Origin of the sequence: Pseudofulvibacter geojedonensis, assembly GCF_042675745.1 — a bacterium.
GTDB classification, from domain to species: Bacteria; Bacteroidota; Bacteroidia; order Flavobacteriales; family Flavobacteriaceae; genus Pseudofulvibacter; species Pseudofulvibacter geojedonensis.
Map to the genome: position 1 here is coordinate 150,965 of NZ_JBHTJM010000009.1, position 23,820 is coordinate 174,784.

Consider the following 23,820-nt stretch of genomic DNA (forward strand, 5'->3'; position numbering starts at 1 on the left):
GTAAGAAACAATAAAGTAATGCAACAGCAAGACGACATATTCTTAGCAAAGTGGCTTAACAATGAGCTATCTGCAGCAGAATTAGAAGCTTTTAAAGCTTCTGAGCATTATGACATGTATGTTAAAATTGCTGAAGGTTCTAAACAATTTCAAGCACCCGAATACAATTTAGACTCCTCTTTTTCTCAACTAAAACACAAGAGAGCTAACAGAAGCCCTCAAGTCAAAACTTTTAAATGGTTACGTTATGTAGCTAGTGTAGCTGCCATTTTTATAATTGGTTTAGTTGGTTACAATTTCTTTTTTGCCCCAACAAACTACGAAACTGGATATGGAGAACAACTAGCTATTAATTTACCAGATGGTTCAAAAGTTATTCTTAATGCTAAATCTACTTTAAGCTTTCATAAATCTAATTGGGATACCAATAGAAATTTAACTTTAGATGGAGAAGCTTTTTTTGATGTAGCCAAAGGAAAAACATTTACTGTTAACACCCATTTAGGAAATGTTAGTGTACTAGGAACCGAATTCAATGTAAAGTCTGATAACGATTTATTTGAAGTAATTTGTTACGAAGGAAAAGTACAAGTAGAAGATATTACCAATAACCAAAATACAATATTAACGCCTCACAATGGCTATAGACATATTGAAAACCACGAAGCATTAACTCTTACAGATGATGCTAACACGGCTACTTGGACTAAAAATGAAACCAGCTTTAAAAGTCTACCTATTAAATATGTATTTGCTGCTTTAGAAAGACAATTTGAAATTAAAATAATTTACAATCATTTCAACTCAGCAGTTTTATATACTGGTTCTTTTCCTAATAATAATCAAGCAATTGCACTAGAAACTGTTTTAAAGTCTGTAAATTTGAATTATTCTATACAAGGTAATAGAGTAATAATAGAAGAATAAACAGTCTCTTTATGAAGCAACTCCTTTTTTGGTTTTTCGCTTTACTATTTTTCAACAATTGTTATACTCAAGAACAAACTGTTTTTGAAGAAGAAGACCTGTCTGTTGTTTTACCAGCTATAGAGTCTTTTTACAATGCTCGTTTTTCTTATCAAGACAAAATAATTCAAGACAAAAAAGCATCTATTTTATTAGACAAAATTATTCCGCTTGAATCATTACTTCAAACATTGTCTGCGCAAACATCCCTAAAATTTGAATTATTAAAAGACAATTATATTGTTATTTCTGATTTTAAAAAACAGGACAATATTAGTATTTGCGGACAACTATTAAGCAATAATGAAAAAATTGGGAATGCTACTCTAAAAATTGGAAAATCATACTATAGTAGCGACGAAAATGGCAATTTTAAAATCGATAATATCCCATTTAATGAAACCATAATCATTACATCTTTTGGAGTTAAAAAAACAAAAATTAAGGCTTCTAGCCATATTTACCCTAACTGCAACACTATTAATTTAACAGAAAAAAAAGAATTATTAGATCAAGTTGTTATAGCAGACTACTTAACTAGCGGTATTTCTAAAAACGTAAAGCAAACTACCATTCACAGAGATAAATTAAAAATATTACCCGGATTAATAGAGCCAGATGTTTTAGAAAGTATTCACTTAATGCCAGGCGTTACAAACTTAAATGAAACTGCTAATAGTATACATGTTAGAGGTGGAAATGCAGATCAGAATTTAGTTTTATGGAATAACATTAAAACTTATAATAATGCTCACTTATTTGGAATGATTTCGGCTTTTAACCCATATATAATAGATAAAGTAAACTTTATAAATAAAGGTACAGACGTTAAATATGGAGAACGCATATCTAGTGTTATAGAAATGAAAAGTAACTACATTCCTGCAAAAAAGCTAAGTGGTGGTGCAGGTTTTAATATGCTGCATGCAGACGCTTATGTAGATGTTCCTGTAGTTAAAAATAAATTATCATTTCAGGTTTCTGGAAGAAGGTCTTACTCTAACTTACTAGAAACTTTTACTTATAAAAAACTAGCAGAAAGGGTTTTTCAAAACACCAAAATAGTTGATAATACTTTAGATTTTAGTGAATCTAAAAACATTTTCTGGTTTCAAGATTACACCTTTAATATGGCTTGGAAGCCCTCCAAGAAAGACCTGATAAAAATAAATGCCTTACACAACAAAAATCATTTAAACTTTTCTGCATTTAATAAAAATAAGACTAATTTATATATCGATGAATTAGACACTCAAAACAACGGTTACAACATTGAATGGGAAAAAGAATGGTTACCAAACTTAAGTCACCAGATAGATGCTTATGTTTCAAATTATAATTTAGATTATTCTTTTTCTGACACTTCTAGCAACGGAGTTATCAAAAAAACAAAAAATAACACCATAAAAGATTTTGGAATTAATTACAATATAAAATATGAAATAAACAGAGAAAAAGAACTGAACCTAGGTTATCAATTTACTAACAAAAAGGTAAACTACCTTTTTACAGACACAGACCTTGGCTTTACCAGCTTTATTGATGGAGCCAAAAACCAAACTAAGGCCAATAGCTTTTATTTAGGCTACCAAATAAGCAAACCCAAAAATCATTTGTTCTCTGTAGGTTTAAGGGCTAATAAATATAGCATATCTGATGAACTTTTAGTTGAGCCTAGAGCCATTTTTCAAAAGTTCGTTACCAACGAATTTAGCATCAATGCCTCTTTAGAATACAAGAGTCAGTTTATAAATCAAATTCAAGAATCGGTTATAAGTAATCTTTCCTTAGAAAATCACATCTGGGCCTTATCTAATTCAGACAGATTATCTATTTTAAATAGCTACCAATATACTATTGGTGCTAATTATTCTAAAAACAAATGGGTTTTAGACCTAGAGGCTTATTTTAAAAAAACCAAAGGCTTAAACACTTTAAATCTAGATTTAAACAACCCCATTCTTATCGATTATAAAGAAGGTAGCTCTAGCATACAAGGAATCGACTTTTTTGTTAAAAAGCAACTTAAAAAATATAACACTTGGTTGTCGTATTCTTTTAATAGCGCCAAATACACCTTCCCAGATTTAAACAATGGTAAACCTTTTCCTAGTAATGTGAATATAGACCATACCATTAAATGGTCTCATTTTTACAAGTGGAAAAATTTTGAAGTATCGCTAGGTTGGTTATGGCACAATGGTAAACCTTTTACTCATATTCGCTCTAGTACAGATAACAATGGAAATACTTCGTACAGTTTTAATAACTTAAATGACGAAAACCTACCTATTTATCATAGACTAGATTTATCTGCAGTATATGATTTTAAGCCCCATCAAAACAAAAAAATAAAATATCGATTAGGACTTTCTGTACTAAATCTATACAACAGAAAGAACATCATTAACAAGGATATTAGTTACAACACCAGTAACAATAATGAAATTAATATCACAGATATTACAGCAACTAGTATTACACCTAACTTAATGTTCAGAATATTTTGGTAGCTTTGTTAGTCATTAATTCTATCATATTTTGAAAATATTACATCTTGACAAAAACCACGATTTACTTATTGAACAGTTAAATGCTTTAGGTTTTGAAAATATTGAAGATTATTCCTCAAATAAAAAAACCATAGAGAACATAATTGCCAATTATAATGGTATTGTAATTAGAAGTAGATTTGCTATTGACAAAGATTTTTTAGATAAAGCTGTTAACTTACAATTTATTGCTCGGGTTGGTGCCGGACTTGAAAGTATTGATTGCGATTATGCCTTAGAAAAAGGAATATCCTTATTTTCTGCACCAGAAGGAAACAGAAATGCTGTTGGAGAACATGCTCTAGGTATGCTTTTAAGCTTATTTAATAAACTTAATGTTGCCCATAAAACTATTCAAGAAGGACAATGGTTACGAGAAGAACATAGAGGAACAGAATTAGAAGGAAAAACAGTGGGGATTATTGGTTATGGAAATATGGGAAAAGCTTTTGCTAAAAAACTCAAAGGTTTTGATTGCAATGTCTTGTGCTACGATATAAAAGAGAATGTTGCTGATGATAATGCTACTCAAGTTTCTCTACAAGAATTTCAAGAAAAAGCAGATGTTGTAAGTCTACACACACCTTGGACTCCAGAAACCAATAAAATGGTTAACAGTCATTTTATTAACGATTTTAAAAAACCTTTTTGGTTAATCAATACTGCCAGAGGAAAAAGTGTGATTACTAAAGATCTAGTTAACGCTCTACAATCAGGCAAAATACTTGGAGCTGGATTAGATGTTTTGGAATACGAAAAATTATCATTTGAAAGTTTGTTTACTAACGAAATTCCAAAAGAATTTGAATATCTTTTAAATGCCAACAACGTGCTATTATCACCTCATGTTGCAGGTTGGACAAAAGAAAGTAAAGAAAAACTAGCACAAACTATAGTCGATAAAATAAAAGCTAAATTTATATCTCATGAGTAAAAAAGATATTAAAAGAGTAACAGGTATCGGAGGTATTTTTTTCAAGTCTGAAGATCCTACTGCTGCAAAAAACTGGTATAAAAACCATTTGGGATTAAATACAGATGACTATGGTTGTACTTTTTGGTGGAAAGATAAAGAAGGTAAAGATGCATCTACACAATGGAGCCCTTTTAAAAAAGACACCAAGTATTTTGAACCTAGTAAAAAAGAATTTATGATGAACTTTAGGGTTCATAACTTAGTAGAGCTATTGGAAGCTTTAAAAGAAGAAGGCGTAACTATTGTTGGAGAAATAGAAGAATACGACTATGGTAAATTCGGATGGATTTTAGATCCCGACGGAAATAAAATAGAATTATGGGAACCTATAGATAGTGCTTTTCAATAATTTCTTTAAACCAGAAAAAAATAGTATTTTCAGCCTTCAAACTAATTAATCATAATAATGAGCGACGAAAAAACAAATTTCGAAGAAGAAGTAAAAGAAACAGTAAACGATATGGCTAAAGGTGCTAACGAAGCTTTGAATCAAGAAAATAAAAAAGTTCTTGCTGGAGTTTTAGGAATTCTATTTGGAGGTTTTGGTATTCATAAATTCGTTTTAGGTTACACCAAAGAAGGTATAATTTCTATAGTTGCCACTATCGTCACTTGCGGAATGTTCTCTTTAGTTGGCTTTATTGAAGGAATTATCTATTTAACAAAGTCCGACGAGGAATTCATTCAAACATACCAAGTTGGTAAAAAACCTTGGTTTTAACATAAAAACCAAGCTAATAAAAAAAGGAGCTGTTATAGCTCCTTTTTTTATTAAGATAATTAACGAGTATTACTCTTGAATAGCTCCAATCTCGTTTATTTCATCTGTTTTATTATCTAAATACTTTGCATCTCCAAAACCAAGAATTGGATAAAAAACAAAACCTAAAAGTCCTAATCCAACACCAAATCCTTCAGATTTTCCAAAGTTTTTAGCAACTCCTACACCAACCATAATATTAACTGTTACTGAAATTAAAACCCCTATTAAAGGTATTATACTTAAAAAATAAAGTAGTAGCCACCATGTTGGTTTTTTTGCAATTTCTAAAAGAACAATAATATTATATATCGGTATAATTGCAACCCATCCAGGTTTTTGAGCCTTTTCAAATACTTTCCACATCCCTATTATATAAATTAGAGCTAGGGACAAAACCATTATTACAATTAACATTTGAAAAACACCTATTGAGGATAAGAACATAATAATAAATTTAAATAGTTAGTTATAGCTAAAATATATTTTTAACTTTTATAAACTATGAAATTACCTTTATAGTTTTCAACAAAAAACTAATTGTTATTGATTCCCAAAAAATACCAATAAAGCAATTACTGCAAGTACAAACAAGATTAAAAAGAAAATCTTCCAGAAAGAGTAGGGTCTTTTACCTGATACTACCCCTGTTTGCCCGTTTACATAGAATTGATATTTTTTATTGTTGTAAACATAAGACGATATATACACCGGCAATAGGATATGCTTAAAAGTTTCCTCAGACAATTTCATATCTAAACTACTAACTCTTTGGGTATCTCCTCCTATATCTTGGCAAGCCCAACCCGTAGCAATTTTCTCTGCTTCCTGTTTAGATTTTAAATGTCCGTCTTTTAAAGGCAAGGTATACTTTTCGGTTACAAATCCTGCTAAGTATTTAGAATTAAATGTTTCTAATGCATCTAAATTCCAATTAGCTACTTTGTTAGGTATTGAATTACTTCGCTGTTTAGAAGCACTAATTAAAGTATCATCTACAAATCCGCTTACAGATCCTGCAGCAGGTGTCCATCTAGTTTTTCTAACCTGTCTAGTTCTAGTAACATTTTTACCATTAACGGTTGTATTATAGGTTTCGGTAACGTAATAATAATCTCCACGTTGGCCAGTATAATCTGCATACAACTGAGCGTCAAAAGTCCAATAAGGAACATATAAGCCTTTAGTTTTTTGAGGATCTAAAGCTGCTCTTTGTAGTTTGTTAGGAGCAAACCACAATCCTTTAACCCAATTCCTAAAAACTTCATGAGATTTTTTATGATCTAATTGAAAAGGCAATACTGCTCCTGGTAAAATCCAATCTTCATGATACGTATCTTCTACCACCAGTGGTTGGCTGCAATATACACAATGAAGCGACTTGTAATTCTCTTCTATATGCTGATTTGCGCCACAGGTTTTACAGTGCAGCATACTGATTTTCTCAGTATGCGATTGCGCTCCCATTTGTTCTAGGTATGGGAATAATTCTAACTCTTCGAACTCTGAAACAGCTTCTTCTATTGCTTCTTCATGCCCACAATAGTCACATTTTACTTCAGAAGACCCAGGCTTGTATAATAATTCTGCCCCACAATTCACACAAGATTTTTTATGTTCGGAGCGTTTTGGTGTTTCTTGATTCATTTATAATAGCAATTCACTCTCCCCCAGCTTTACAAAAAGAAAACTGGGTTGAGCTATTATAGATATTTCTATTTATTAATTATTTGGTAATGGTGGCGGAACAGATCCTAACAACGATTGCAATTCTGGAACTGAACTCAAAGCAGACCAATTAGCCATTCCTTGTTTCCAAACAAGTGTATCAGCAGCTATTGTTTTAGCCGCAAACAAACCACTTAAAGCCTCATAAGTAACAGGTCCTGCTTGTTGCCCATTTACTGCATAAAAATATTGTGTTTGAGTAGGTAATGGTGGTGGCATAGCTCCGTTACCTGCTGCTTGAGTGGTAGTCTGAGTTTGCTGATTAAACATACCGCCCATTTGTTGAGCCATAGCAAATCCCATTCCCATTCCCATTCCAGCACCTGCAGCACCAGATTCATTAGCAGCTGCTACTTCTATAGCTTTTGCTGCCTTAAACTTGGTTAACTTATCTAAATCTAACTTATTTAGTCTACTGTATTCAAAAATCTCTTTCTTCAGCTCTTCTGGCATAGAAACATTTTCTATAAAGAACTTTTCTAAAGAAATACCAACAGAACTAAACTCAGGCTTCATTACCTCTAAGCAAGTGTCAGATAGCTCATTAGTGTTAGCTGCATATAATTCGATTGGCAAGTTAGCCTCACCTATTGTATCTGTAAAACGAGTAGAAATTAAACTCTTAAGATGCTCATTAATTTCATAATTGGTAAAATGACTATCTGTACCAACTACATCTTTAATAAACATTCCTGCATCTTCTATTTTAAATGCATATGTACCAAAAGCTCTTACCTCAACAAATCCGAAACGATCATCATTTAACGTAACTGGGTTTTTAGTCCCCCATTTTTCATCGGTAAATAAACGTGTATTCACAAAATACACCTCTGCTTTAAACGGACTATTGAAACCGTACTTCCATCCTTTTAAAGTAGCTAATATTGGTAAGTTTTGAGTGTTTAATGTATAGGTTCCGGGGCTAAAAACATCAGCTAATTGTCCTTCATTAATAAAAACAGCCATTTGTCCTTCTCGAACCACTAATTGAGCTCCGTTCTTTATTTCATTTTGGTATCGCTCAAATCGATGAACAATAGTATCATTGGTATTATCTAGCCACTCTATTATATCAATAAATTCGTGACTTAACTTCTTTTTTATTTCGTCAAAAATTCCCATTTAATAAATTTTAAATTGATTAATTATACTATTTGGAGCTAACTTTTTGCTTATAAAATATTTCTTTTCTTCTTCTAATTCATTAAAAAAATGAAACCTTAGCAAAAACTAAGCTTGAATTTTGTAATTCTTATAAGGAAAAAATATTCCATTTTCTATCTGCTAAAAAAAATCAACTACAAATAGTATTACAAGATAAGTAATCTTCTTCAATTTTTTGTTACAACAGAAAAACTACAATAAACTATGTCTAAATAATTAAAATCTTTATTTTCTAACAATACTCTTCTAAACCACTAGTTACAAGTGTTTTATTTTTGTAATCCTTTTCTTTGCTACTTTCAGTTTAACTAATATCTGTAACAGATAATCTACTTTTTTTCATTAGTCTATTAACTTTATATAGATTGCATCTGTAATTATAAATTAATCAAAAAAAAGCTATTTATATTAATGTTTACTCAACTCAACTTTAATATAATTACATTTTAAGTGTTTTTTTAGTTGTTTTTTTATGTTTTTATCAATTACTGTTTTGCCAAAAAAAGTAGTTATGAAAAAGATCCTAATAATTTTACTATGTATCTCTTCGTATGTTTACTCTCAACAAGGTGTTGGGATAGGAACAACTAGCCCGCAACAAAAACTTCATTTATCTTCTAGTACTGGCAGTATGAGAGTAGAAAGTCTAAATGGTGTAAATAATACATTTAATGGTGGTGACGTAAATGGAGACACTAATTTAACCAATGACACTTTTCCGCTATATGTTAATGCAAACGGTGAATTCACCTTAGAATTCGTTCCTTTGTACAATAGCGAACATTCTGATGCTTTAGATCATTCCGTATTACCAACAAGTGAAGTTACTCTCGACGCAAATGATGTTGATGGTATTCAGGTAGAAAAATTATTCACTTATACGGTTTCAGTTAACAGACAATCTATACTCGAAGTTAAATACAATTTAAGTTTTAAAACCTATCTAGATAGTGCTATGAATCCAATTACTGATTACCTAGCTAGAAGAATAACCACATACTTTCAAGTGGATGGTGTTAGCACCAGAAAATATGGTCCTGCAGCTAAATGTTATACCAACCAATCAACTGCTGGTGTAGTAGGACCTCTTTACAATGTATGCACTGCTTACATAAACTTACCAGCTGCTGGCACCTATAATGTAAGCTTCTACGGAGAAGTATCAGGCGGAGTTAAAGCTGGAGGCCCCGGAACCAACTCTAAATCAACTCATGTAAAATTTGCAGTTGGAAATGATTCTTTATTATTCAGGCTACATTAAACCAAAAAAAGTAATAATAACCCAATTTAATTACTCTATGAAAAAAATTACTCAACTTCTTTTTATACTATTTCCTACCCTTATTTTATCCCAAGTAGGAATAGGAACAACTAACCCAGACACAGAATTACATATTGCAGGAACTAACTCTACAATAAGGATAGAAAGTCTAAATAGTTCAAATAACATTAACAATGATGGAATTAAATTAGCTCCAGTTTTTGTTGATGGTAACGGTGATTTAACCCTTACACCTCCTAATGGAACAGGAGGAGAACCTCTTAACTTTTTATTAGACATACCTAATTTTATACCAGATAATCCACACTCTTTACCTTTTGATAGTGGTGTAGTTATTAATAATAACTCTACAGGAGAAACAAGCGTTGAAGGCTTTATTCATTCAGTTACGTTCACAGTCCCTCAGACAGCAGTTGTGGAGGTTAAATATGGAGTTACCATTGTAATTACTGATGTAGATATGACCATCCCTGCTTTATCATATATAACAGATAATGAAGCAAGAACTATTGAAACTTTCTTTTGTTTTGATATTAATAATGATGGACTAGATGTCATAGAAAAATCTAAACAATTTGGACAAAAAGCTCAATTTTATGCATCAAACTGGGGAGGATCTTTAGGATACCCTTACATGAATAGTCAGGGATATGCAACTTTACCACCTGGAACACATTCAATTCACTTCTTTGGAATCGTTAACGACTCAGCTACTTCATATACAAGTGTAGGATTTGGCGGAGCTACAGATTATTTAAAAATGCGTGTTTATAACTAAAGTAAAATAGATGAAAAAAATTATATATATAGCAAGTTTACTTCTTAGTGGAACAATATTTGCTCAAGTTGGAATAAATACTACTAATCCCCAACAAGAATTACATGTTGCTGGCTCAACTGAAGGAATAAAAGTTGAAGGGTTAAATACAATTAACAACGTTAATAATTTAGGCTATGGTTCCTCTACTAGAGTCTATGTAGATGCTGATGGAGATTTAACTTTGGCTAGCTCTTCCAGAAATGTTGAAATTTTATTCGATTCTGAAAATTACCTAATGGATGCTCCCACACCAGATAACCTAGTTAATCAGACTGGAGGTGGGTTTGGTTATACTGTTGCTGGTGTTCCACTTGCAGGAATTGCCGGATCATCATTTACCCTAACCAAACCAGCAATTATAGAAGTTAACTACTCTGTATCATGGCAGGTATACAAAACAGCAAGTGCAAGTGGTAGAATTGACGATGAACATGCAAGGATTATTCAAACAGGAATTTTCTTTAGAGATGCTGCCACAATGGCTCCTGTTATTATAGATGTAGATGGGAATAATATTAACGACGGACCTTGGTGTGTTGATGTAAATTCAGGAGGAACAATTTGCAATGAATGGGGAGGAATGCTAGGTATTAATGGTCAATTTTATAATAACAGTAATTCTAAAAACGGAGAGTATGCTAATTACCACAATACATCATCAGATTATGTTAAATTAAATCCTGGAACTTATGTAGCCTTTTTTGCTGCTCAATTAGCGGTAGGCGACACTGGTGGGACTGGTGCCGTAAAGATGCATTTAGGAACTGGTAATGACGATTTACAAATCATTGCACATTACTACGATTAAACATAAAACCTAAAAAAAAAATTAAATGGCTTAAGTAAAAACATACTTAAGCCATTTTCTTATATTTAGTACTACCAAATCTTTAACCTATTTATAATTATGAAAATTTTATTAAAAACCGTAGTCTTATTTCTACTAACTACAACCATTTTATTTGCACAAGAAAGCAACACCCCTAACGATAATTTTATTTTAGTAAATGATGCTGGTTGCGCTAATTGCACCATTGAAAGATCAAAATCCTCTATGATGGAGATTAGAGTTTTTATTAGTAAAAATCACGGCGATTTAAAGAGTTATAAGGTAAAAATACCTGGGCAAACAACAATTCAAGTAAATGGAAGTAAATCTAACTCTGCTTATAAAAAAGCCATTAGCCTAGCTAAATATGGAAGTAAAATTCAAATATTTGATTTAAAAACAACTAATGGCATTCTAAAATCTACTATAATAATTAAACTAACAAGATAAAAAAAGCCCAAACAAATGTTTGGGCTTTCTAATATATACTTAAGATTCTTCTTATCCTTTAAAACTAGCTTTTAAGAACTCAGAATTCATACGAGCAATGTTCTCTAAAGAAATTCCTTTAGGACATTCTACCTCACATGCTCCTGTGTTAGTACAGTTACCAAATCCTTCTTCATCCATTTGGTTAACCATATTTAATACACGTTCTGTAGCTTCTACTTGTCCTTGTGGTAATAAAGCATATTGAGATACTTTAGCTCCAACAAATAACATTGCAGAAGAATTTTTACAAGTTGCTACACAAGCACCACAACCAATACAAGTTGCTGCATCCATAGCTTTATCTGCAGCTTCTTTAGCAATAGGTAACGCATTTGCATCCTGAGTATTACCAGAAGTGTTTACAGAGATAAATCCACCTGCTTGCTGAATTCTTTCAAAAGAACTTCTATCAACAACTAAATCCTTAATTACAGGGAATGCTTTTGCTCTAAATGGCTCAATATAAATTGTATCGCCATCGTTAAACATACGCATATGTAATTGACAAGTAGTAACTCCTCTATCTGGACCATGTGCTTCTCCATTAATATACATAGAACACATACCACAGATACCTTCACGACAATCATGATCGAAAGCTACCGGCTCATCGCCTGCATTAATTAATTGTTCATTTAACACGTCCATCATTTCTAAGAAAGACATATGCTCTGAAATATCGGTAACTTTATATTCAACAATCTGGCCTTTGTCTTGAGGCCCTTTTTGTCTCCAAATTTTTAACGTAAGATTCATGTTACTCATATCTCTTTTCTTATTTGTATGAACGTTGTTTTAGTTCAATATCGTTAAACTCTAATTGTTCTTTATGTAAAACCGCATCTGCAGGTTCTCCTTTATATTCCCAAGCAGCTACGTAAGCAAAATTAGCATCGTCACGTAAAGCTTCTCCTTTTTGTGGACCATCTAATTCAACAGACTCTTCTCTAAAGTGACCTCCACAAGATTCCGTTCTATTTAAAGCATCTTTTGCAAATAACTCTCCTAATTCTAGGAAATCTGCTACTCTACCTGCTTTTTCTAATTCTGGGTTCATTTCGTTAGCATTCCCTGGAACTTTTACTTCTTTCCAGAACTCCTCACGAATGGCTTTAATTTCAGCCATTGCTTCTTTTAAACCTTTTTCGTTACGAGCCATACCTACTTTATCCCACATTACTTTCCCTAAACGTTTATGGAAGTAATCTACAGACTTAGTACCATTGTTATTAATAAAGAATTCTATTCTTTCTTTAACTGCTTTTTCAGCTTCATCAAATTCTACAGTATCAGTTGGTATTTTACCTGTTCTAATATCGTTAGATAAATAATCACCTATTGTATATGGCAATACAAAGTAACCATCTGCTAAACCTTGCATTAAAGCAGAAGCTCCTAAACGGTTCGCTCCGTGATCTGAGAAGTTAGCCTCTCCAATTGCATAACAACCTTCTATAGTCGTCATTAAGTTATAATCTACCCAAATACCTCCCATTGTATAGTGAGTTGCAGGATAAATCATCATTGGAGTTTTATAAGGGTTCTCATCTACAATTTTTTCATACATCTGGAATAAGTTACCGTATTTTGCTTCCACAATAGCTTGTCCTAAATCGTATATTTTTTGATCAGATGGGTTCGAAATACCTTTTAATTTAGCTTGCTCTTTTCCGTAACGCTCTATAGCCGATTTAAAATCTAAATAAACCGCTTCTCCAGTTGCGTTAACTCCGTAACCTGCATCACAACGTTCTTTAGCTGCACGCGAAGCAACATCACGAGGTACTAAGTTACCAAATGCTGGATATCTTCTTTCTAAGTAATAATCTCTTTCATCTTCAGACAGATCGGTAGGTTTTTTACGACCTTCTCTAATTGCCATTACATCATCCATATTCTTAGGAACCCAAATACGTCCATCATTACGTAAAGACTCAGACATTAATGTTAATTTAGACTGATAATCTCCAGAACGTGGAATACATGTTGGGTGAATTTGTGTATAACAAGGGTTTGCAAAGTATGCTCCCTTTTTATGTATTTTCCATGCTGCTGTTGCATTAGATCCCATAGCATTGGTAGATAAGAAATAAACATTTCCATATCCTCCAGAAGCAATAACAACTGCATGAGCAGAATGTCTTTCTATTTCTCCTGTAACTAAGTTACGAGCAATAATTCCACGAGCTTTTCCATCAACAATAACTACATCTAACATTTCGTGACGATTGAACATTTCAATCTTTCCACGAGCAATCTGACGGTTCATTGCAGAATAAGCTCCTAATAATAATTGTTGACCTGTCTGACCTTTAGCGTAGAATGTACGAGATACTAATACCCCACCAAACGAACGGTTGTCTAATAACCCACCATAGTCACGAGCAAAAGGAACTCCTTGTGCCACACACTGGTCAATAATATTTGCAGACACCTCAGCTAAACGGTGTACGTTAGCTTCTCGAGAACGGTAATCTCCTCCTTTTACCGTATCGTAAAACAAACGGTAAGCAGAATCTCCATCTCCTTGGTAATTCTTAGCTGCATTAATACCCCCTTGAGCCGCAATAGAGTGTGCTCTACGAGGTGAATCTTGATAAGCAAACGCTTTAACATTGTATCCTAACTCTGCTAAAGTAGCAGAAGCAGAACCACCTGCTAAACCAGTTCCTACAACAATAACATCAATTAAACGCTTGTTAGCAGGGTTTACTAAATCAATTTTGTCTTTGTAAGTAGTCCACTTATCTTTTAATGGACCTTTAGGTACTTTTGAATCTAAAATTGCCATACTAATTGCGTATTAATGATTTAAATGATGAAATAATGCAATAACAATAAATCCTAACGGAATTAAAATTGCATATAATTTTCCAAAGGTTTTTAAACCGTTTGTATATTTATTATTCGCTCCCATAGATTGAAAAGCTGAATTAAATCCGTGTAATAAATGCATTGCTAAAAACACAAAAGCACCAACATAAGCACCAACCCTTATTGGGCTTACAAACTTGTGTTGTAACTCATGGAAGTATCTGTACTCACCATTGTGCATTCCGGACCAGTCTCCTTGAATAAACTTTGTGTTGATTTCTGGAAACCAAAAATCTATAAAGTGCAATACAATAAAAGCTAAGATTGCTAAACCAGACCAGATCATATTTCTACTCATCCAAGACGAGTTAGCTGCCCCATTGTTTTTAGCATACTTTACATTTTGAGCTGCTTTATTTTTTAATTCTAAAACAAACCCCATAACAAAGTGAAATACAACACCAAAAATTAATATTGGTTGCATTACATATTGAACCAATGGGTTGGTTCCCATGAAATGAGATAATTCGTTAAAAGTTGCTCCGTTGTCTGGAAATATAGATGTTAAATTAATTGCAAAGTGTTGCAATAAGAAAAACATCAGGAAGAATGCAGAAAGCGCCATGGCAAACTTTCTTCCAATAGAAGATTTTAATAATCCGCTCATTGTTTTTTAGAGTTAGTTAAAAATTCTAGCAAATTTAATTTTAATAGGCTACTTAACAAAAAATTAAAGAGCTTTTATCACTTATTTAGAATGTATTTAAAATAAATAGTATTTATATTTAACCTTATTAAATACCAACTTGTGAAAATATACTTACTTTCTGTGAGTGGGAGACTTTACTCTACCCAACGATTGTTTAACGAAGCCTCTAGAAGAGGTCATTATATTAGAATTGTTGATCACACACAATGCTCTATTTTCTTTGACAAAGAAAAACCTAAAATATTTTTTAACCGTGAAGATATAACTGGTCGTGCAGATGCAATTATACCTAGAATTGGAGCTTCTTTTACCGAACAGGGCGTTTCAATTGTAAACCAATTTGAAAAAAATGGTGTTTACAATATTGCTAATTCTACAGGCATTTTACGCTCCAGAAACAAATTGTTTACCATGCAACATATGGTTAAAAATAACATACCTATTCCTAAAACTTTATATTCTAAAAACAACAATACTTTAAAAGACCAACTGGATTTATTGACAGGAAATCAATATATTATTAAATTCCTCGAAGGTACTCATGGCTTGGGAGTTATGTTAGCAGAAAGTAAAAAATCGGCTATATCTATTATAGAAACTATGCAAAGCTTGAACAAACCTATTTTAATTCAAGAGTTTATAAAAGAATCTAAGGGAGAAGATATTCGAGCATATGTAGTAGGAGATAAAGTTGTAGCTAGTATAAAAAGAAGTTGTGGCGATAATGATTTTAGAAGTAATGTTCATAGAGGTGGATCAACTTCTGTTATAAAACTAACCGAAAAAGAACACGAAATTGCTGTAAAAACCGCCCAATGCTTAGGACTAGATGTTGCTGGAATAGATTTGATTCGATCTAATGACGGTCCTTTAGTTATTGAAGCCAATTCATCAGCGGGTTTAGAAGGTATTGAAAAAGCCACTAAGGTGAATATAGCTGGGGAAATTATTAAATTGATTGAAAAGAAAGTACAAGGTTAACCAATAAAAATGACCAAAACCATATACAATACCGAAATTCTTCCAGGAGAAAATAAGATTATAAAACTACCCATTGGTTCTTTACCTACAGGAACCCCTATAAAAATACCTATATATGTGTTTAACGGAAAGAATGATGGCCCAACAGTTCTATTACAAGGAGGCTTACATGGAGATGAAATTAATGGTGTTGAAACCTGTAAAAGAATGCTTGTAAACGAATACTTTACTAAGCTTAAGAAAGGATGTGTTATTGTTATTCCTTTATTAAATGTTTATGGTTTTATTCACTTCTCAAGAGAATTACCAGATGGAAAAGATGTAAATAGAAGTTTTCCCGGATCTAAATTGGGTTCTTTAGCTGGAAGAATTGCCTATTACCATACTAATGAAATTTTACCTCATATAGATTTTGGAATAGATTTTCATACCGGAGGAGCTATGAGGAGCAATTACCCGCAAATACGTTATACGCCTGAATGTGAAACTAGTGAGAAATTAGCTCAACTGTTCAATGCACCTATACAGTTTGAATCTAAACTCATAGCCAAATCGTTTAGAGCTACCGCAAACAAACAAAACAAGCCTATTATTGTGTTTGAAGGAGGAGAAAGCATGCGCTTTGATGAACTTGCTATAAACGAAGGTATTAATGGTAGCTTAAAAATTTTGGCTGAATATGACATGATTGATCAACCTAATATTAATTCTTCAAAGAACAACACCGTTACTCTTTGTTACAGAAAATGGATCAGAGCTAGAAAAGGAGGGATTTTCACCTCCAACATTTATAATGGTGACTCTATAGAAAAAGATCAGGTTTTAGGATATATTACCGACGCTTATGGAAACAGAAGTACTGTTATTAAAGCACCTTTTGATGGATATGTTTTTTGTATTAACAATCATCCTTTGGTAAACCAAGGAGATGCTTTATTTCATATTGGAAAAGAAAACCTATCGTAATATGATAAACATCTTAAAGAAAATTTTCGGAGTTAAAAAACAAAAAGATACTTCAGAAAAAACAACTTATCTAAAGCTAGAAAAGTTTAAATCTAAAAATTCTGATGATAGAATGAGTGATATAATAATACTTGGTAACACTGGAAACCCTGAAGTTTTCGAAGTACTTGAATATGCTATTATGAATGATACAGATTCTGGAGTAGTAATGTCTGGATTAAAAAGACTTCCTAATTTCAGGGGAGATGAAAGATTGCTTCCTTTGCTAGAAAAATTAAAAACCAAAACTGATATCAAAAAATATGAACCGTATTACTCCATGGCTTTACTGAATTTAAATATAATTGATGAAAATGAATTCAATGAAATATTTAAAAAATAACCTTTGACAATATTATAACTATAACAACATAAAAATGACCACACAAGAAATAGCTAATAGATTAGTTGAATTGTGCCGACAAGAGAAACATCCACAAGCACAAGAAGAATTATATCACTCTGATATTATAAGTATAGAAGACGTAAAATCTGGAGCTCCGATTACTGAAGGAATGGAGAACATCCGAAAGAAAACCATAGCTTGGGAGAAGAATGTTGCAGACATTCATTCAGCTTATGTGTCAGATCCTATAGTTACTGGAAACTACTTTGTTGTTAGTATGGAAAACGACATTACTTTTAAAGATATCGGTAGAACTCAAATTAAAGAGTTATGCGTTTATGAAGTAAAAGAAGGAAAAATTGTGAAAGAACAATTTTTCTATGATATGTAATTAATAATCTAAAAAAATAACCAATTATGAAATTAAATCCGTATTTAAACTTTGATGGAAATTGCGAAGAAGCTTTACATTTTTATGCAGATGTATTAGGTGGAGAAATAAAAATGATGATGCGATTTACAGATGCTCCTCCTGGTTCTTTTAAAATAGAAGACACTTGGAAAGATAAAATTATGCATGCAACATTAGCTTTTGGAGAAGACAACAACATTTTACTATCAGATAGTGTTCACCCAGGTTTTGTTCAAGGAAATAATGCTCATATGAGTTTGAATGTTCTTGATGAAGAAGAAGCAGAAAAAGTTTTCAATAACCTTCTAGAAGGTGGCAACTCTACCATGCCATTTGGCCCTGTATTTTGGGGAGGAAAATTTGGTATGCTTACCGATAAATTTGGCGTGCAGTGGATGGTTAGTTCTGAGCATTAACAAAGACCTCTCATAGGAGAGGTTTTTTTTATTATTGTTTTATTAAATGTGCCTTTTGCAAGGTTGATATCGGGTATGATAATACTTCTGTAGCTTCTTCACCATCTGCAATTGTCCTTGATGCCTTTTCTTTATTGGTAGCTGTTATTATAAAGTCCATCGAGTCTTTATAAAAGTGCTCGGTAGTGGTTAGAATGGTGCCATTAACCTCAAACATAAAATATAAGGAGCTATCAAATAGTTGAGCGTTTAGAATAATTCCATTATTTTCATCTACTACATAATTGCCTTTTTCCTTATCTTTCTCTATTAAAGTATACTTGCGTTCTTGACGGTTGCCATCAAAAATATATCCAATGATGTAATGGTATTTTTTTTCATCATCAGTTTTTAATAAATGAAACTCCATATCTATTTCTTGAGCTCCACGAACCGATGTAATAGATAACTTTCCTTTATAAACCCCTAAATAATCATTAGGGAAATTAACTTTTTTTTCTTGGGCATTAAGGTTAATACTTAGAAATAATAAAAATGTAAATAGTATTTTTTTAATCATGTCTATAAGTGTTTTAATACACCCCAATCAAAAGGTGTCCAAATAGCGGTTTTAACCTCTGCTTTTTTCATAGCTTCATTAGTCCAAGTATTACATGTTCTTAGACAAGAATAGCCTCCTGTAGCTTCATAAAACGTATCGTTATTTCCGTAAGAATAACTGGTGATCTTAATAGTGCTATTATTTGAATTAAACTGAAATGAATTCTGAATAAAATTTAACAGCGATAACAATTGAAAACTATCTATTGCTACTTTTTTCCAATTCTTATCAATATCATTATATTCGGTTACATGCATAGCTGTTGAGCTTTTTAAAAACACCGCATTAACAGCAGTAGAAAAAGTAAGATCTCCCCAAGTAGGAGTGTTTAAATAAAACCCTTTATCTCCCCAACCAAACGCTAAATATTTAGGATTGGTTTTATAATCTAAAGATTTAAAAGAATCATCTAACAGCTCAATGGGAAGAATAATATCCGAATGCACTCCGTTTGTTCCAACATATATTTCATAAAAATCGGTTTCTAAAGAACTTGTTGGATTTGTACTAATATTAGAACAAATCCAAGCTATTACTAGATATAAAACTATAAAGCCAAAGAATAGTAATAGGATTCTTTTTATGAATTTAAAAATATGTTTTACCAACTTTACAATCATTACAATGCTTTTATAAACAGCAAACTCTTTGGATACTCACTTTGCTGTTGCTCAATATAGTCAGCCTTTTTAAAAAGTTTAATAGAAGCTGTATTATCTTTCATACACCAAGCTCTAATGCTGCAACTACTATGATGCGTTTTCAATTCACCTTCAACCATCTTTAGCGTTTCTATGGCGTATCCTTTTCCCCAGTATTTCTTACCAAAAGAAAGACCTACTTCATACTCATTTGGATTTTCATTATTATAAACCAAAAGTAATGTTCCTAATAGTGTATTCTGAGATTTGTTCTTTATCCCTAATCTCAACTTTGAAGTGCCATTATTAAAACTAAGCTGATTCTCTACCATATGAGTAGCATCTTTTATGGTATTCATAGCTCCACTACCTCTAAACCTCATAGCTTCTTTATCTGAATACATTTCAAACAATACAGCTTCATCGTCCTTTAGTAATTGAGATGTTATCAATCGTTCAGATTCAAAATTAAAATCTTTAACCATACATTTTCAACCTCTCACCCTAGCCATTTTCTCAAGGAGAGGGGATAAATTTAAATCATTCAACAATTGGTTTTAGCCCTCTAAATCCCATATCTACAACTTGTTCACCTATACTAGGTTCAAACTTACCATCTGCAGTAACTTCTGTCCACTCAAAGCTATTATTAGTAGACAACGACATCGTTATAACAACATTTTGAGTTTCTTCTCCTGTAATGGTAAATCCATTTTCAAACTCACCAGTTACTACACAAGAACCAGGAGGAACAGGTGATGTATTAGCTATCGGATTAGGAACAGTTGTAGCACCATCAGGCGCTTGCCCTTCAGACACATTCCCTAAAGTTTCAAAAGCCCAATAACCTTGTAATTTATTATCATTTACTATTACATTTTGAGTATCAACATCATAATTAGTTATATAATTATTAAACCCTACAAAACTTGCTAAAGTACCTGTATAATCTGTTCCGTTAAATAAAAAACCAATATTATAGTTTTGATAAGTAAGAGATATACGAGCCCACTCATAAGTTCCAGCTTGAACAGAGTTTAAAGGAATACTTAAAAAAGTTTCGTTTTCTGTTACAATTTTAGCTTGCTGAAAATCTACTGCATTAGCTCCTCCAGCTGTAGTTTCTAATCCTTTATAAATAATTTGTCCGTCTCCTAAAGCAGTAGTAGCTGTTGGAGCTAACTCTATATAGTGAGCACTCATTACATTAAAATTGGGTGATTGAGCAGCATTTCCTTCAGGAATGCCAACCGGAGTACCTAAGTTACCTAAACGTTCTTGTGTCGGGTCGAACTTAAACTTAATAATTAATTGTGGTTCATTTACAGGCTGTGCATCATCATCTTTACAAGACCAAAACAAACTACAACACATTAGTGCTAATAAAAAACTTCTCATCTTCATAAATATTGGGTTTTATTCTACAATTAACTTAACGCTAGAACTATTGGTTTTATTTTTTATTTCTATTTCAAACTCCCCTTTTGGCAAGTAGAATTTTTCATTTTTCTTTTTATCAATTTCTATATCTAATTCTTTTTCTAAGGTCTTTTTTCCTTTTTCAGTAATACTTAAATCATATTCAATTACATTAAATCCTTTATCAGCTTTTAACTGAACTTCTTTTAATACTTTTCCAGATTCAGATTTCACTAATAAAGAAACATCTCCTTCTTGCTTAGAGTAAAAAGCTATATCTTCTTTAGGCTCATTTAATGGCATCCATTTACTCCAACTAGAACCCCAAGAATTAGAATGAGAAATATCATTTAACTCATATAAATGTAAATCTTTGTTCTTTACTGTTTTGAAATCTTTGAATACATTTAAATTAGTTTTATAAATACTTCTACCATGAGTTCCAACTACTAAATCGTTTGTAGGTTTTTGAATAACTAAATCATGAACAGCAACAGCTGGTATACCATTTACAAAAGCTTCCCAATTGGCTCCTTTGTTAAAACTCATATACAATCCGTTATCTGTACCAACATATAAAATATTCTCATCAAACTGATCTTCTCTTATTACATTAACTGGTGAATCTGGAATGCCATTATTAATGCGTTTCCAAGTTATACCATAATCATCCGATACATAAATATAACTGGTAAAATCATCCCAACGATATCCATTTAAAGTCACATAAACTCGTTCTTTTTTATGTTGAGAAGCCACTACTCTTGACACCCATAAATCTTTAGGTAAAGTATTTGAGATAGTTGTCCAACTAGCTCCTCCATCTTTAGAAACATGAATTAAACCATCATCACTCCCCGTATACAACAAGCCAAATTCAAATGGAGATTCTGCAACAGCGGTTATAGTTCCGTAGGCTACATTTCCTTTTTTACCACCATTAGTTAAATCATTAGAAATTGCTTTCCAATCATTTCCTTGATTCATAGAACGCATTAATTTATTACCTCCTAAATACAAAATATCTTGATTGTGTTCTGATAATAAAATAGGTGTTTGCCAATTAAAACGGTAAGGTCTTTCTCCTAACTCGTGCTTAGGCTGTATATATTTGCGCTTTCCAGATTCTCTATTAATTCTATAATAATTACCAAATTGGTAACCCGTATATACGATATTAGAATTTCTGTTATCAATCATAATTTGCATTCCATCGCCCCCCATTAAAGACTCGTAAGGATATTTACCGTATTGATGCCAAGATTTATCTTCTTTGTGAGTATTTGGCCCTACCCAAACTCCGTTATCTTGAAGTCCACCATATACATTATATGGCTCTTCGTTATCTACATTGACTGTGTAAAATTGTCCTACACTTGGTGTGTTGCATTTATACCATGTTTCACCATCATCGTAAGAAATATTTAAACCTCCATCATTACCATCTATTAAATGACCCGATAAATTTGGATTTACCCATAAGGCTTGATGATCTGCATGAACATTTTCTTGATTGATAGAAATAAAATTCTTTCCTCCATCATCAGACCTAAGAATAGGAACTCCACAAACATATATTTTGTCTTGATTAGTTGGGTTTACTCGTATCTCTCCAAAATAATATCCATAAGAATAGAAAAGATCATCTAAATATCCTTCATGTGTTTTCTTCCAGGTCTTTCCTCCATCTATACTTTTATACACTTCAGCACCAATAACTGGAGTATCAAATAACAACGAATTAGCATCCTCTAGGTAATGTGCTATATCTTTTGGTTCTATTGTTTTCGATCTTAACAACTGCTTTACGTTTTCTGCTCGATATTTTTCTTGAAATCCATTCTTCTTTAAAAAAGCATTTAATTTTTTATCGGTAAGACTTAAAACCTCATCTACTGTCATTGTTTTAAATGAATCTTTAGTCAATCCAGTATCTTTTTTATCGGTTGCCTTTTCTCTTCTAAATTGACTGTCATGAATTGCATAAAGTATATCATCATTAAAAACCGCTAAGCCAATTCTTCCAACTCCTTCTCCTGTAGGAAAACCAGAGACTTCTTCAATTTTATTCCAAGTATTACCTCCATCTAAACTTTTATAGATAGAAGAACCTTTGCCACTTCCTACAAAATTCCAAGCCTTTCTATCTCTTTCCCAAGAAGAAGCGTATTGAATATTGAAATTAGTAGGGCTTACAACTAAATCAATTATTCCTACCTTATCTGATATAAATAAAGTTTGTTTCCAAGTTTTTCCCCCATCTGTAGTTTTATAAATTCCTCTTTCGGAATTTGAAGAGTATAAATGCCCTAAAACACCAACTGTTGCTTCATCTGGATTATTTGGGTTAATTACTATTCTGCCTATATGATGGGAATCTCTTAAACCCACATTAGTCCAACTTTTACCCTTGTCTACAGACTTTAATATCCCGATTCCTGCGTAAGAAGATCTAGACGAATTGTTTTCTCCTGTTCCTACCCATATTGTTCCATTTTTCCAATCTACAGCAATATCACCAATATTCTGTGTTTGTGTTGTATCAAGAATTGGTTCAAATTTGGTTCCGTTACTATTCGTATACCATAAACCACCTGAGGCGTAACCCACATAAAACTCATTTGGATTGGCAGGATTTACATCAACATCAACTACCCTACCGCTCATTATAGTAGGTCCTATATTTTTAAAAGGTATGTTTTTAACCTCTGACTCTTTTTGCTTTTGAGTCTTTATTTTAAGGTTTTTATTTACAGATTCAACAGGAGTAGATGGCTGCTGTGCCAATGTTAAAAAAGGTATTATAAATACAAGCTGAAATAAACGCATGAATTCTTTTAATTAAGTTAGAATAAGCATAAAAATAGCTAATAATTAGCAATCTATTATTAATTCAGATTCCTTAAA

The 23,820-nt window shown here is 32.3% G+C and carries 25 protein-coding genes; 14 read left to right on the forward strand and 11 right to left on the reverse strand.

Annotation, left to right across the window (positions count from 1 at the left end):
* Window positions 1-18: 18 nt before the first annotated feature.
* The 5 genes from ACFQ1O_RS10190 (at window position 19) to ACFQ1O_RS10210 (ending at window position 5,215) form a co-directional block, all read left to right on the forward strand.
* Window positions 19-927 carry a FecR family protein gene (locus tag ACFQ1O_RS10190; RefSeq protein ID WP_377715917.1) on the forward strand — a complete coding sequence of 303 codons (909 nt, stop codon included), beginning with the start codon at window positions 19-21 and terminating at the stop codon, window positions 925-927.
* 11 nt (window positions 928-938) lie between these two features.
* The gene (locus tag ACFQ1O_RS10195; protein ID WP_377715918.1) at window positions 939-3,479 is read left to right on the forward strand and encodes a FecR domain-containing protein; all 2,541 of its coding nucleotides are present in this window, start codon (window positions 939-941) and stop codon (window positions 3,477-3,479) included.
* A gap of 28 nt (window positions 3,480-3,507) precedes the next feature.
* Window positions 3,508-4,452 carry a 2-hydroxyacid dehydrogenase gene (locus ACFQ1O_RS10200; RefSeq protein ID WP_377715919.1) on the forward strand — a complete coding sequence of 315 codons (945 nt, stop codon included), beginning with the start codon at window positions 3,508-3,510 and terminating at the stop codon, window positions 4,450-4,452.
* A complete protein-coding gene (locus tag ACFQ1O_RS10205; RefSeq protein WP_377715920.1) occupies window positions 4,445-4,843 on the forward strand; it encodes a VOC family protein in 399 nt (132 codons plus the stop codon). The genes ACFQ1O_RS10200 and ACFQ1O_RS10205 overlap by 8 nt, the downstream gene beginning before the upstream one ends.
* Window positions 4,844-4,954: 111 nt before the next feature.
* Entirely contained in the window at window positions 4,955-5,215 is a 261-nt protein-coding gene (locus tag ACFQ1O_RS10210; RefSeq protein WP_377716244.1) for a TM2 domain-containing protein, read from the forward strand.
* Window positions 5,216-5,284: 69 nt separating this feature from the next.
* Here the strand turns inward: ACFQ1O_RS10210 and ACFQ1O_RS10215 are convergent, their stop codons facing one another.
* From ACFQ1O_RS10215 to ACFQ1O_RS10225, 3 genes are all read right to left on the reverse strand, one after another.
* A complete protein-coding gene (locus ACFQ1O_RS10215; protein ID WP_377715921.1) occupies window positions 5,285-5,620 on the reverse strand; it encodes a DUF5684 domain-containing protein in 336 nt (111 codons plus the stop codon).
* 177 nt (window positions 5,621-5,797) lie between these two features.
* Window positions 5,798-6,901, reverse strand: coding sequence for a DNA helicase PriA (locus ACFQ1O_RS10220; protein ID WP_377715922.1), 1,104 nt, complete (start codon window positions 6,899-6,901; stop codon window positions 5,798-5,800).
* 75 nt (window positions 6,902-6,976) lie between these two features.
* A complete protein-coding gene (locus tag ACFQ1O_RS10225) occupies window positions 6,977-8,104 on the reverse strand; it encodes an SPFH domain-containing protein (protein ID WP_377715923.1) in 1,128 nt (375 codons plus the stop codon).
* 553 nt (window positions 8,105-8,657) lie between these two features.
* Here ACFQ1O_RS10225 and ACFQ1O_RS10230 point away from each other — a divergent pair.
* The 4 genes from ACFQ1O_RS10230 to ACFQ1O_RS10245 all read left to right on the forward strand — a co-directional run bounded on the left by ACFQ1O_RS10230 (window position 8,658) and on the right by ACFQ1O_RS10245 (window position 11,527).
* A complete protein-coding gene (locus tag ACFQ1O_RS10230; protein WP_377715924.1) occupies window positions 8,658-9,407 on the forward strand; it encodes a hypothetical protein in 750 nt (249 codons plus the stop codon).
* Window positions 9,408-9,444: 37 nt separating this feature from the next.
* Entirely contained in the window at window positions 9,445-10,206 is a 762-nt protein-coding gene (locus tag ACFQ1O_RS10235) for a hypothetical protein (protein WP_377715925.1), read from the forward strand.
* A 10-nt stretch (window positions 10,207-10,216) separates the two neighbouring features.
* Entirely contained in the window at window positions 10,217-11,056 is an 840-nt protein-coding gene (locus ACFQ1O_RS10240; RefSeq protein WP_377715926.1) for a hypothetical protein, read from the forward strand.
* 99 nt (window positions 11,057-11,155) lie between these two features.
* Window positions 11,156-11,527: a hypothetical protein gene (locus tag ACFQ1O_RS10245; RefSeq protein ID WP_377715927.1), complete on the forward strand. Its 372-nt coding sequence runs from the start codon at window positions 11,156-11,158 to the stop codon at window positions 11,525-11,527.
* 51 nt (window positions 11,528-11,578) lie between these two features.
* On the opposite strand, the gene ACFQ1O_RS10250 is transcribed toward ACFQ1O_RS10245, so the two are convergent.
* From ACFQ1O_RS10250 to ACFQ1O_RS10260, 3 genes are read right to left on the reverse strand one after another with little or no spacing between them, the layout of a single operon-like run.
* Window positions 11,579-12,334 carry a succinate dehydrogenase/fumarate reductase iron-sulfur subunit gene (locus ACFQ1O_RS10250; protein ID WP_377715928.1) on the reverse strand — a complete coding sequence of 252 codons (756 nt, stop codon included), beginning with the start codon at window positions 12,332-12,334 and terminating at the stop codon, window positions 11,579-11,581.
* 10 nt (window positions 12,335-12,344) lie between these two features.
* Entirely contained in the window at window positions 12,345-14,360 is a 2,016-nt protein-coding gene (locus ACFQ1O_RS10255; protein ID WP_377715929.1) for a fumarate reductase/succinate dehydrogenase flavoprotein subunit, read from the reverse strand.
* Window positions 14,361-14,372: 12 nt separating this feature from the next.
* The gene (locus ACFQ1O_RS10260) at window positions 14,373-15,050 is read right to left on the reverse strand and encodes a succinate dehydrogenase cytochrome b subunit (protein WP_377715930.1); all 678 of its coding nucleotides are present in this window, start codon (window positions 15,048-15,050) and stop codon (window positions 14,373-14,375) included.
* A 141-nt stretch (window positions 15,051-15,191) separates the two neighbouring features.
* Here ACFQ1O_RS10260 and ACFQ1O_RS10265 point away from each other — a divergent pair, with 141 nt between their 5' ends.
* The 5 genes from ACFQ1O_RS10265 to ACFQ1O_RS10285 are packed head-to-tail and all read left to right on the forward strand — an operon-like array spanning window position 15,192 to window position 18,252.
* Complete coding sequence (locus ACFQ1O_RS10265) at window positions 15,192-16,073, forward strand: RimK family alpha-L-glutamate ligase (protein ID WP_377715931.1); 882 nt, start codon at window positions 15,192-15,194, stop codon at window positions 16,071-16,073.
* A gap of 9 nt (window positions 16,074-16,082) precedes the next feature.
* Window positions 16,083-17,039, forward strand: a complete 957-nt coding sequence (locus ACFQ1O_RS10270; RefSeq protein WP_377715932.1) for a succinylglutamate desuccinylase/aspartoacylase family protein — start codon at window positions 16,083-16,085, stop codon at window positions 17,037-17,039.
* Between the two features lies 1 nt (window position 17,040).
* A complete protein-coding gene (locus ACFQ1O_RS10275; protein ID WP_377715933.1) occupies window positions 17,041-17,421 on the forward strand; it encodes a hypothetical protein in 381 nt (126 codons plus the stop codon).
* A gap of 34 nt (window positions 17,422-17,455) precedes the next feature.
* Window positions 17,456-17,815 carry a SnoaL-like domain-containing protein gene (locus ACFQ1O_RS10280; RefSeq protein ID WP_377715934.1) on the forward strand — a complete coding sequence of 120 codons (360 nt, stop codon included), beginning with the start codon at window positions 17,456-17,458 and terminating at the stop codon, window positions 17,813-17,815.
* Window positions 17,816-17,841: 26 nt separating this feature from the next.
* Complete coding sequence (locus ACFQ1O_RS10285) at window positions 17,842-18,252, forward strand: VOC family protein (RefSeq protein WP_377715935.1); 411 nt, start codon at window positions 17,842-17,844, stop codon at window positions 18,250-18,252.
* Between the two features lie 31 nt (window positions 18,253-18,283).
* Here the strand turns inward: ACFQ1O_RS10285 and ACFQ1O_RS10290 are convergent, their stop codons facing one another.
* Genes ACFQ1O_RS10290 through ACFQ1O_RS10310 form a run of 5 tightly spaced genes read right to left on the reverse strand, consistent with a single transcriptional unit; the run spans window position 18,284 to window position 23,742 of the window.
* Window positions 18,284-18,811, reverse strand: a complete 528-nt coding sequence (locus ACFQ1O_RS10290; RefSeq protein ID WP_377715936.1) for a hypothetical protein — start codon at window positions 18,809-18,811, stop codon at window positions 18,284-18,286.
* 2 nt (window positions 18,812-18,813) lie between these two features.
* Window positions 18,814-19,473 (reverse strand): TIGR02117 family protein, encoded by a 660-nt coding sequence (locus ACFQ1O_RS10295; RefSeq protein ID WP_377715937.1) that lies wholly within the window; start codon window positions 19,471-19,473, stop codon window positions 18,814-18,816.
* Entirely contained in the window at window positions 19,473-19,979 is a 507-nt protein-coding gene (locus tag ACFQ1O_RS10300; protein ID WP_377715938.1) for a GNAT family N-acetyltransferase, read from the reverse strand. The genes ACFQ1O_RS10295 and ACFQ1O_RS10300 overlap by 1 nt, the downstream gene beginning before the upstream one ends.
* Window positions 19,980-20,034: 55 nt before the next feature.
* Window positions 20,035-20,898 (reverse strand): hypothetical protein, encoded by an 864-nt coding sequence (locus ACFQ1O_RS10305; RefSeq protein WP_377715939.1) that lies wholly within the window; start codon window positions 20,896-20,898, stop codon window positions 20,035-20,037.
* 12 nt (window positions 20,899-20,910) lie between these two features.
* Window positions 20,911-23,742, reverse strand: coding sequence for a glycosyl hydrolase (locus ACFQ1O_RS10310; RefSeq protein WP_377715940.1), 2,832 nt, complete (start codon window positions 23,740-23,742; stop codon window positions 20,911-20,913).
* Window positions 23,743-23,820: the final 78 nt, after the last annotated feature.

Excerpts from the sequence above, each read along its gene's own strand:
- ACFQ1O_RS10305 (WP_377715939.1), bottom strand. The coding sequence starts at position 20,898 with ATGAAGATGAGAAGTTTTTTATTAGCACTAATGTGTTGTAGTTTGTTT.
- ACFQ1O_RS10285 (WP_377715935.1), top strand. The coding sequence starts at position 17,842 with ATGAAATTAAATCCGTATTTAAACTTTGATGGAAATTGCGAAGAAGCT.
- ACFQ1O_RS10210 (WP_377716244.1), top strand. The coding sequence starts at position 4,955 with ATGGCTAAAGGTGCTAACGAAGCTTTGAATCAAGAAAATAAAAAAGTT.
- ACFQ1O_RS10280 (WP_377715934.1), top strand. The coding sequence starts at position 17,456 with ATGACCACACAAGAAATAGCTAATAGATTAGTTGAATTGTGCCGACAA.
- ACFQ1O_RS10255 (WP_377715929.1), bottom strand. The coding sequence starts at position 14,360 with ATGGCAATTTTAGATTCAAAAGTACCTAAAGGTCCATTAAAAGATAAG.
- ACFQ1O_RS10235 (WP_377715925.1), top strand. The coding sequence starts at position 9,445 with ATGAAAAAAATTACTCAACTTCTTTTTATACTATTTCCTACCCTTATT.
- ACFQ1O_RS10310 (WP_377715940.1), bottom strand. The coding sequence starts at position 23,742 with ATGCGTTTATTTCAGCTTGTATTTATAATACCTTTTTTAACATTGGCA.
- ACFQ1O_RS10270 (WP_377715932.1), top strand. The coding sequence starts at position 16,083 with ATGACCAAAACCATATACAATACCGAAATTCTTCCAGGAGAAAATAAG.
- ACFQ1O_RS10220 (WP_377715922.1), bottom strand. The coding sequence starts at position 6,901 with ATGAATCAAGAAACACCAAAACGCTCCGAACATAAAAAATCTTGTGTG.
- ACFQ1O_RS10240 (WP_377715926.1), top strand. The coding sequence starts at position 10,217 with ATGAAAAAAATTATATATATAGCAAGTTTACTTCTTAGTGGAACAATA.
- ACFQ1O_RS10290 (WP_377715936.1), bottom strand. The coding sequence starts at position 18,811 with ATGATTAAAAAAATACTATTTACATTTTTATTATTTCTAAGTATTAAC.
- ACFQ1O_RS10245 (WP_377715927.1), top strand. The coding sequence starts at position 11,156 with ATGAAAATTTTATTAAAAACCGTAGTCTTATTTCTACTAACTACAACC.
- ACFQ1O_RS10195 (WP_377715918.1), top strand. The coding sequence starts at position 939 with ATGAAGCAACTCCTTTTTTGGTTTTTCGCTTTACTATTTTTCAACAAT.
- ACFQ1O_RS10295 (WP_377715937.1), bottom strand. The coding sequence starts at position 19,473 with ATGATTGTAAAGTTGGTAAAACATATTTTTAAATTCATAAAAAGAATC.
- ACFQ1O_RS10205 (WP_377715920.1), top strand. The coding sequence starts at position 4,445 with ATGAGTAAAAAAGATATTAAAAGAGTAACAGGTATCGGAGGTATTTTT.
- ACFQ1O_RS10190 (WP_377715917.1), top strand. The coding sequence starts at position 19 with ATGCAACAGCAAGACGACATATTCTTAGCAAAGTGGCTTAACAATGAG.
- ACFQ1O_RS10250 (WP_377715928.1), bottom strand. The coding sequence starts at position 12,334 with ATGAGTAACATGAATCTTACGTTAAAAATTTGGAGACAAAAAGGGCCT.
- ACFQ1O_RS10300 (WP_377715938.1), bottom strand. The coding sequence starts at position 19,979 with ATGGTTAAAGATTTTAATTTTGAATCTGAACGATTGATAACATCTCAA.
- ACFQ1O_RS10215 (WP_377715921.1), bottom strand. The coding sequence starts at position 5,620 with ATGTGGAAAGTATTTGAAAAGGCTCAAAAACCTGGATGGGTTGCAATT.
- ACFQ1O_RS10260 (WP_377715930.1), bottom strand. The coding sequence starts at position 15,050 with ATGAGCGGATTATTAAAATCTTCTATTGGAAGAAAGTTTGCCATGGCG.
- ACFQ1O_RS10225 (WP_377715923.1), bottom strand. The coding sequence starts at position 8,104 with ATGGGAATTTTTGACGAAATAAAAAAGAAGTTAAGTCACGAATTTATT.
- ACFQ1O_RS10230 (WP_377715924.1), top strand. The coding sequence starts at position 8,658 with ATGAAAAAGATCCTAATAATTTTACTATGTATCTCTTCGTATGTTTAC.
- ACFQ1O_RS10275 (WP_377715933.1), top strand. The coding sequence starts at position 17,041 with ATGATAAACATCTTAAAGAAAATTTTCGGAGTTAAAAAACAAAAAGAT.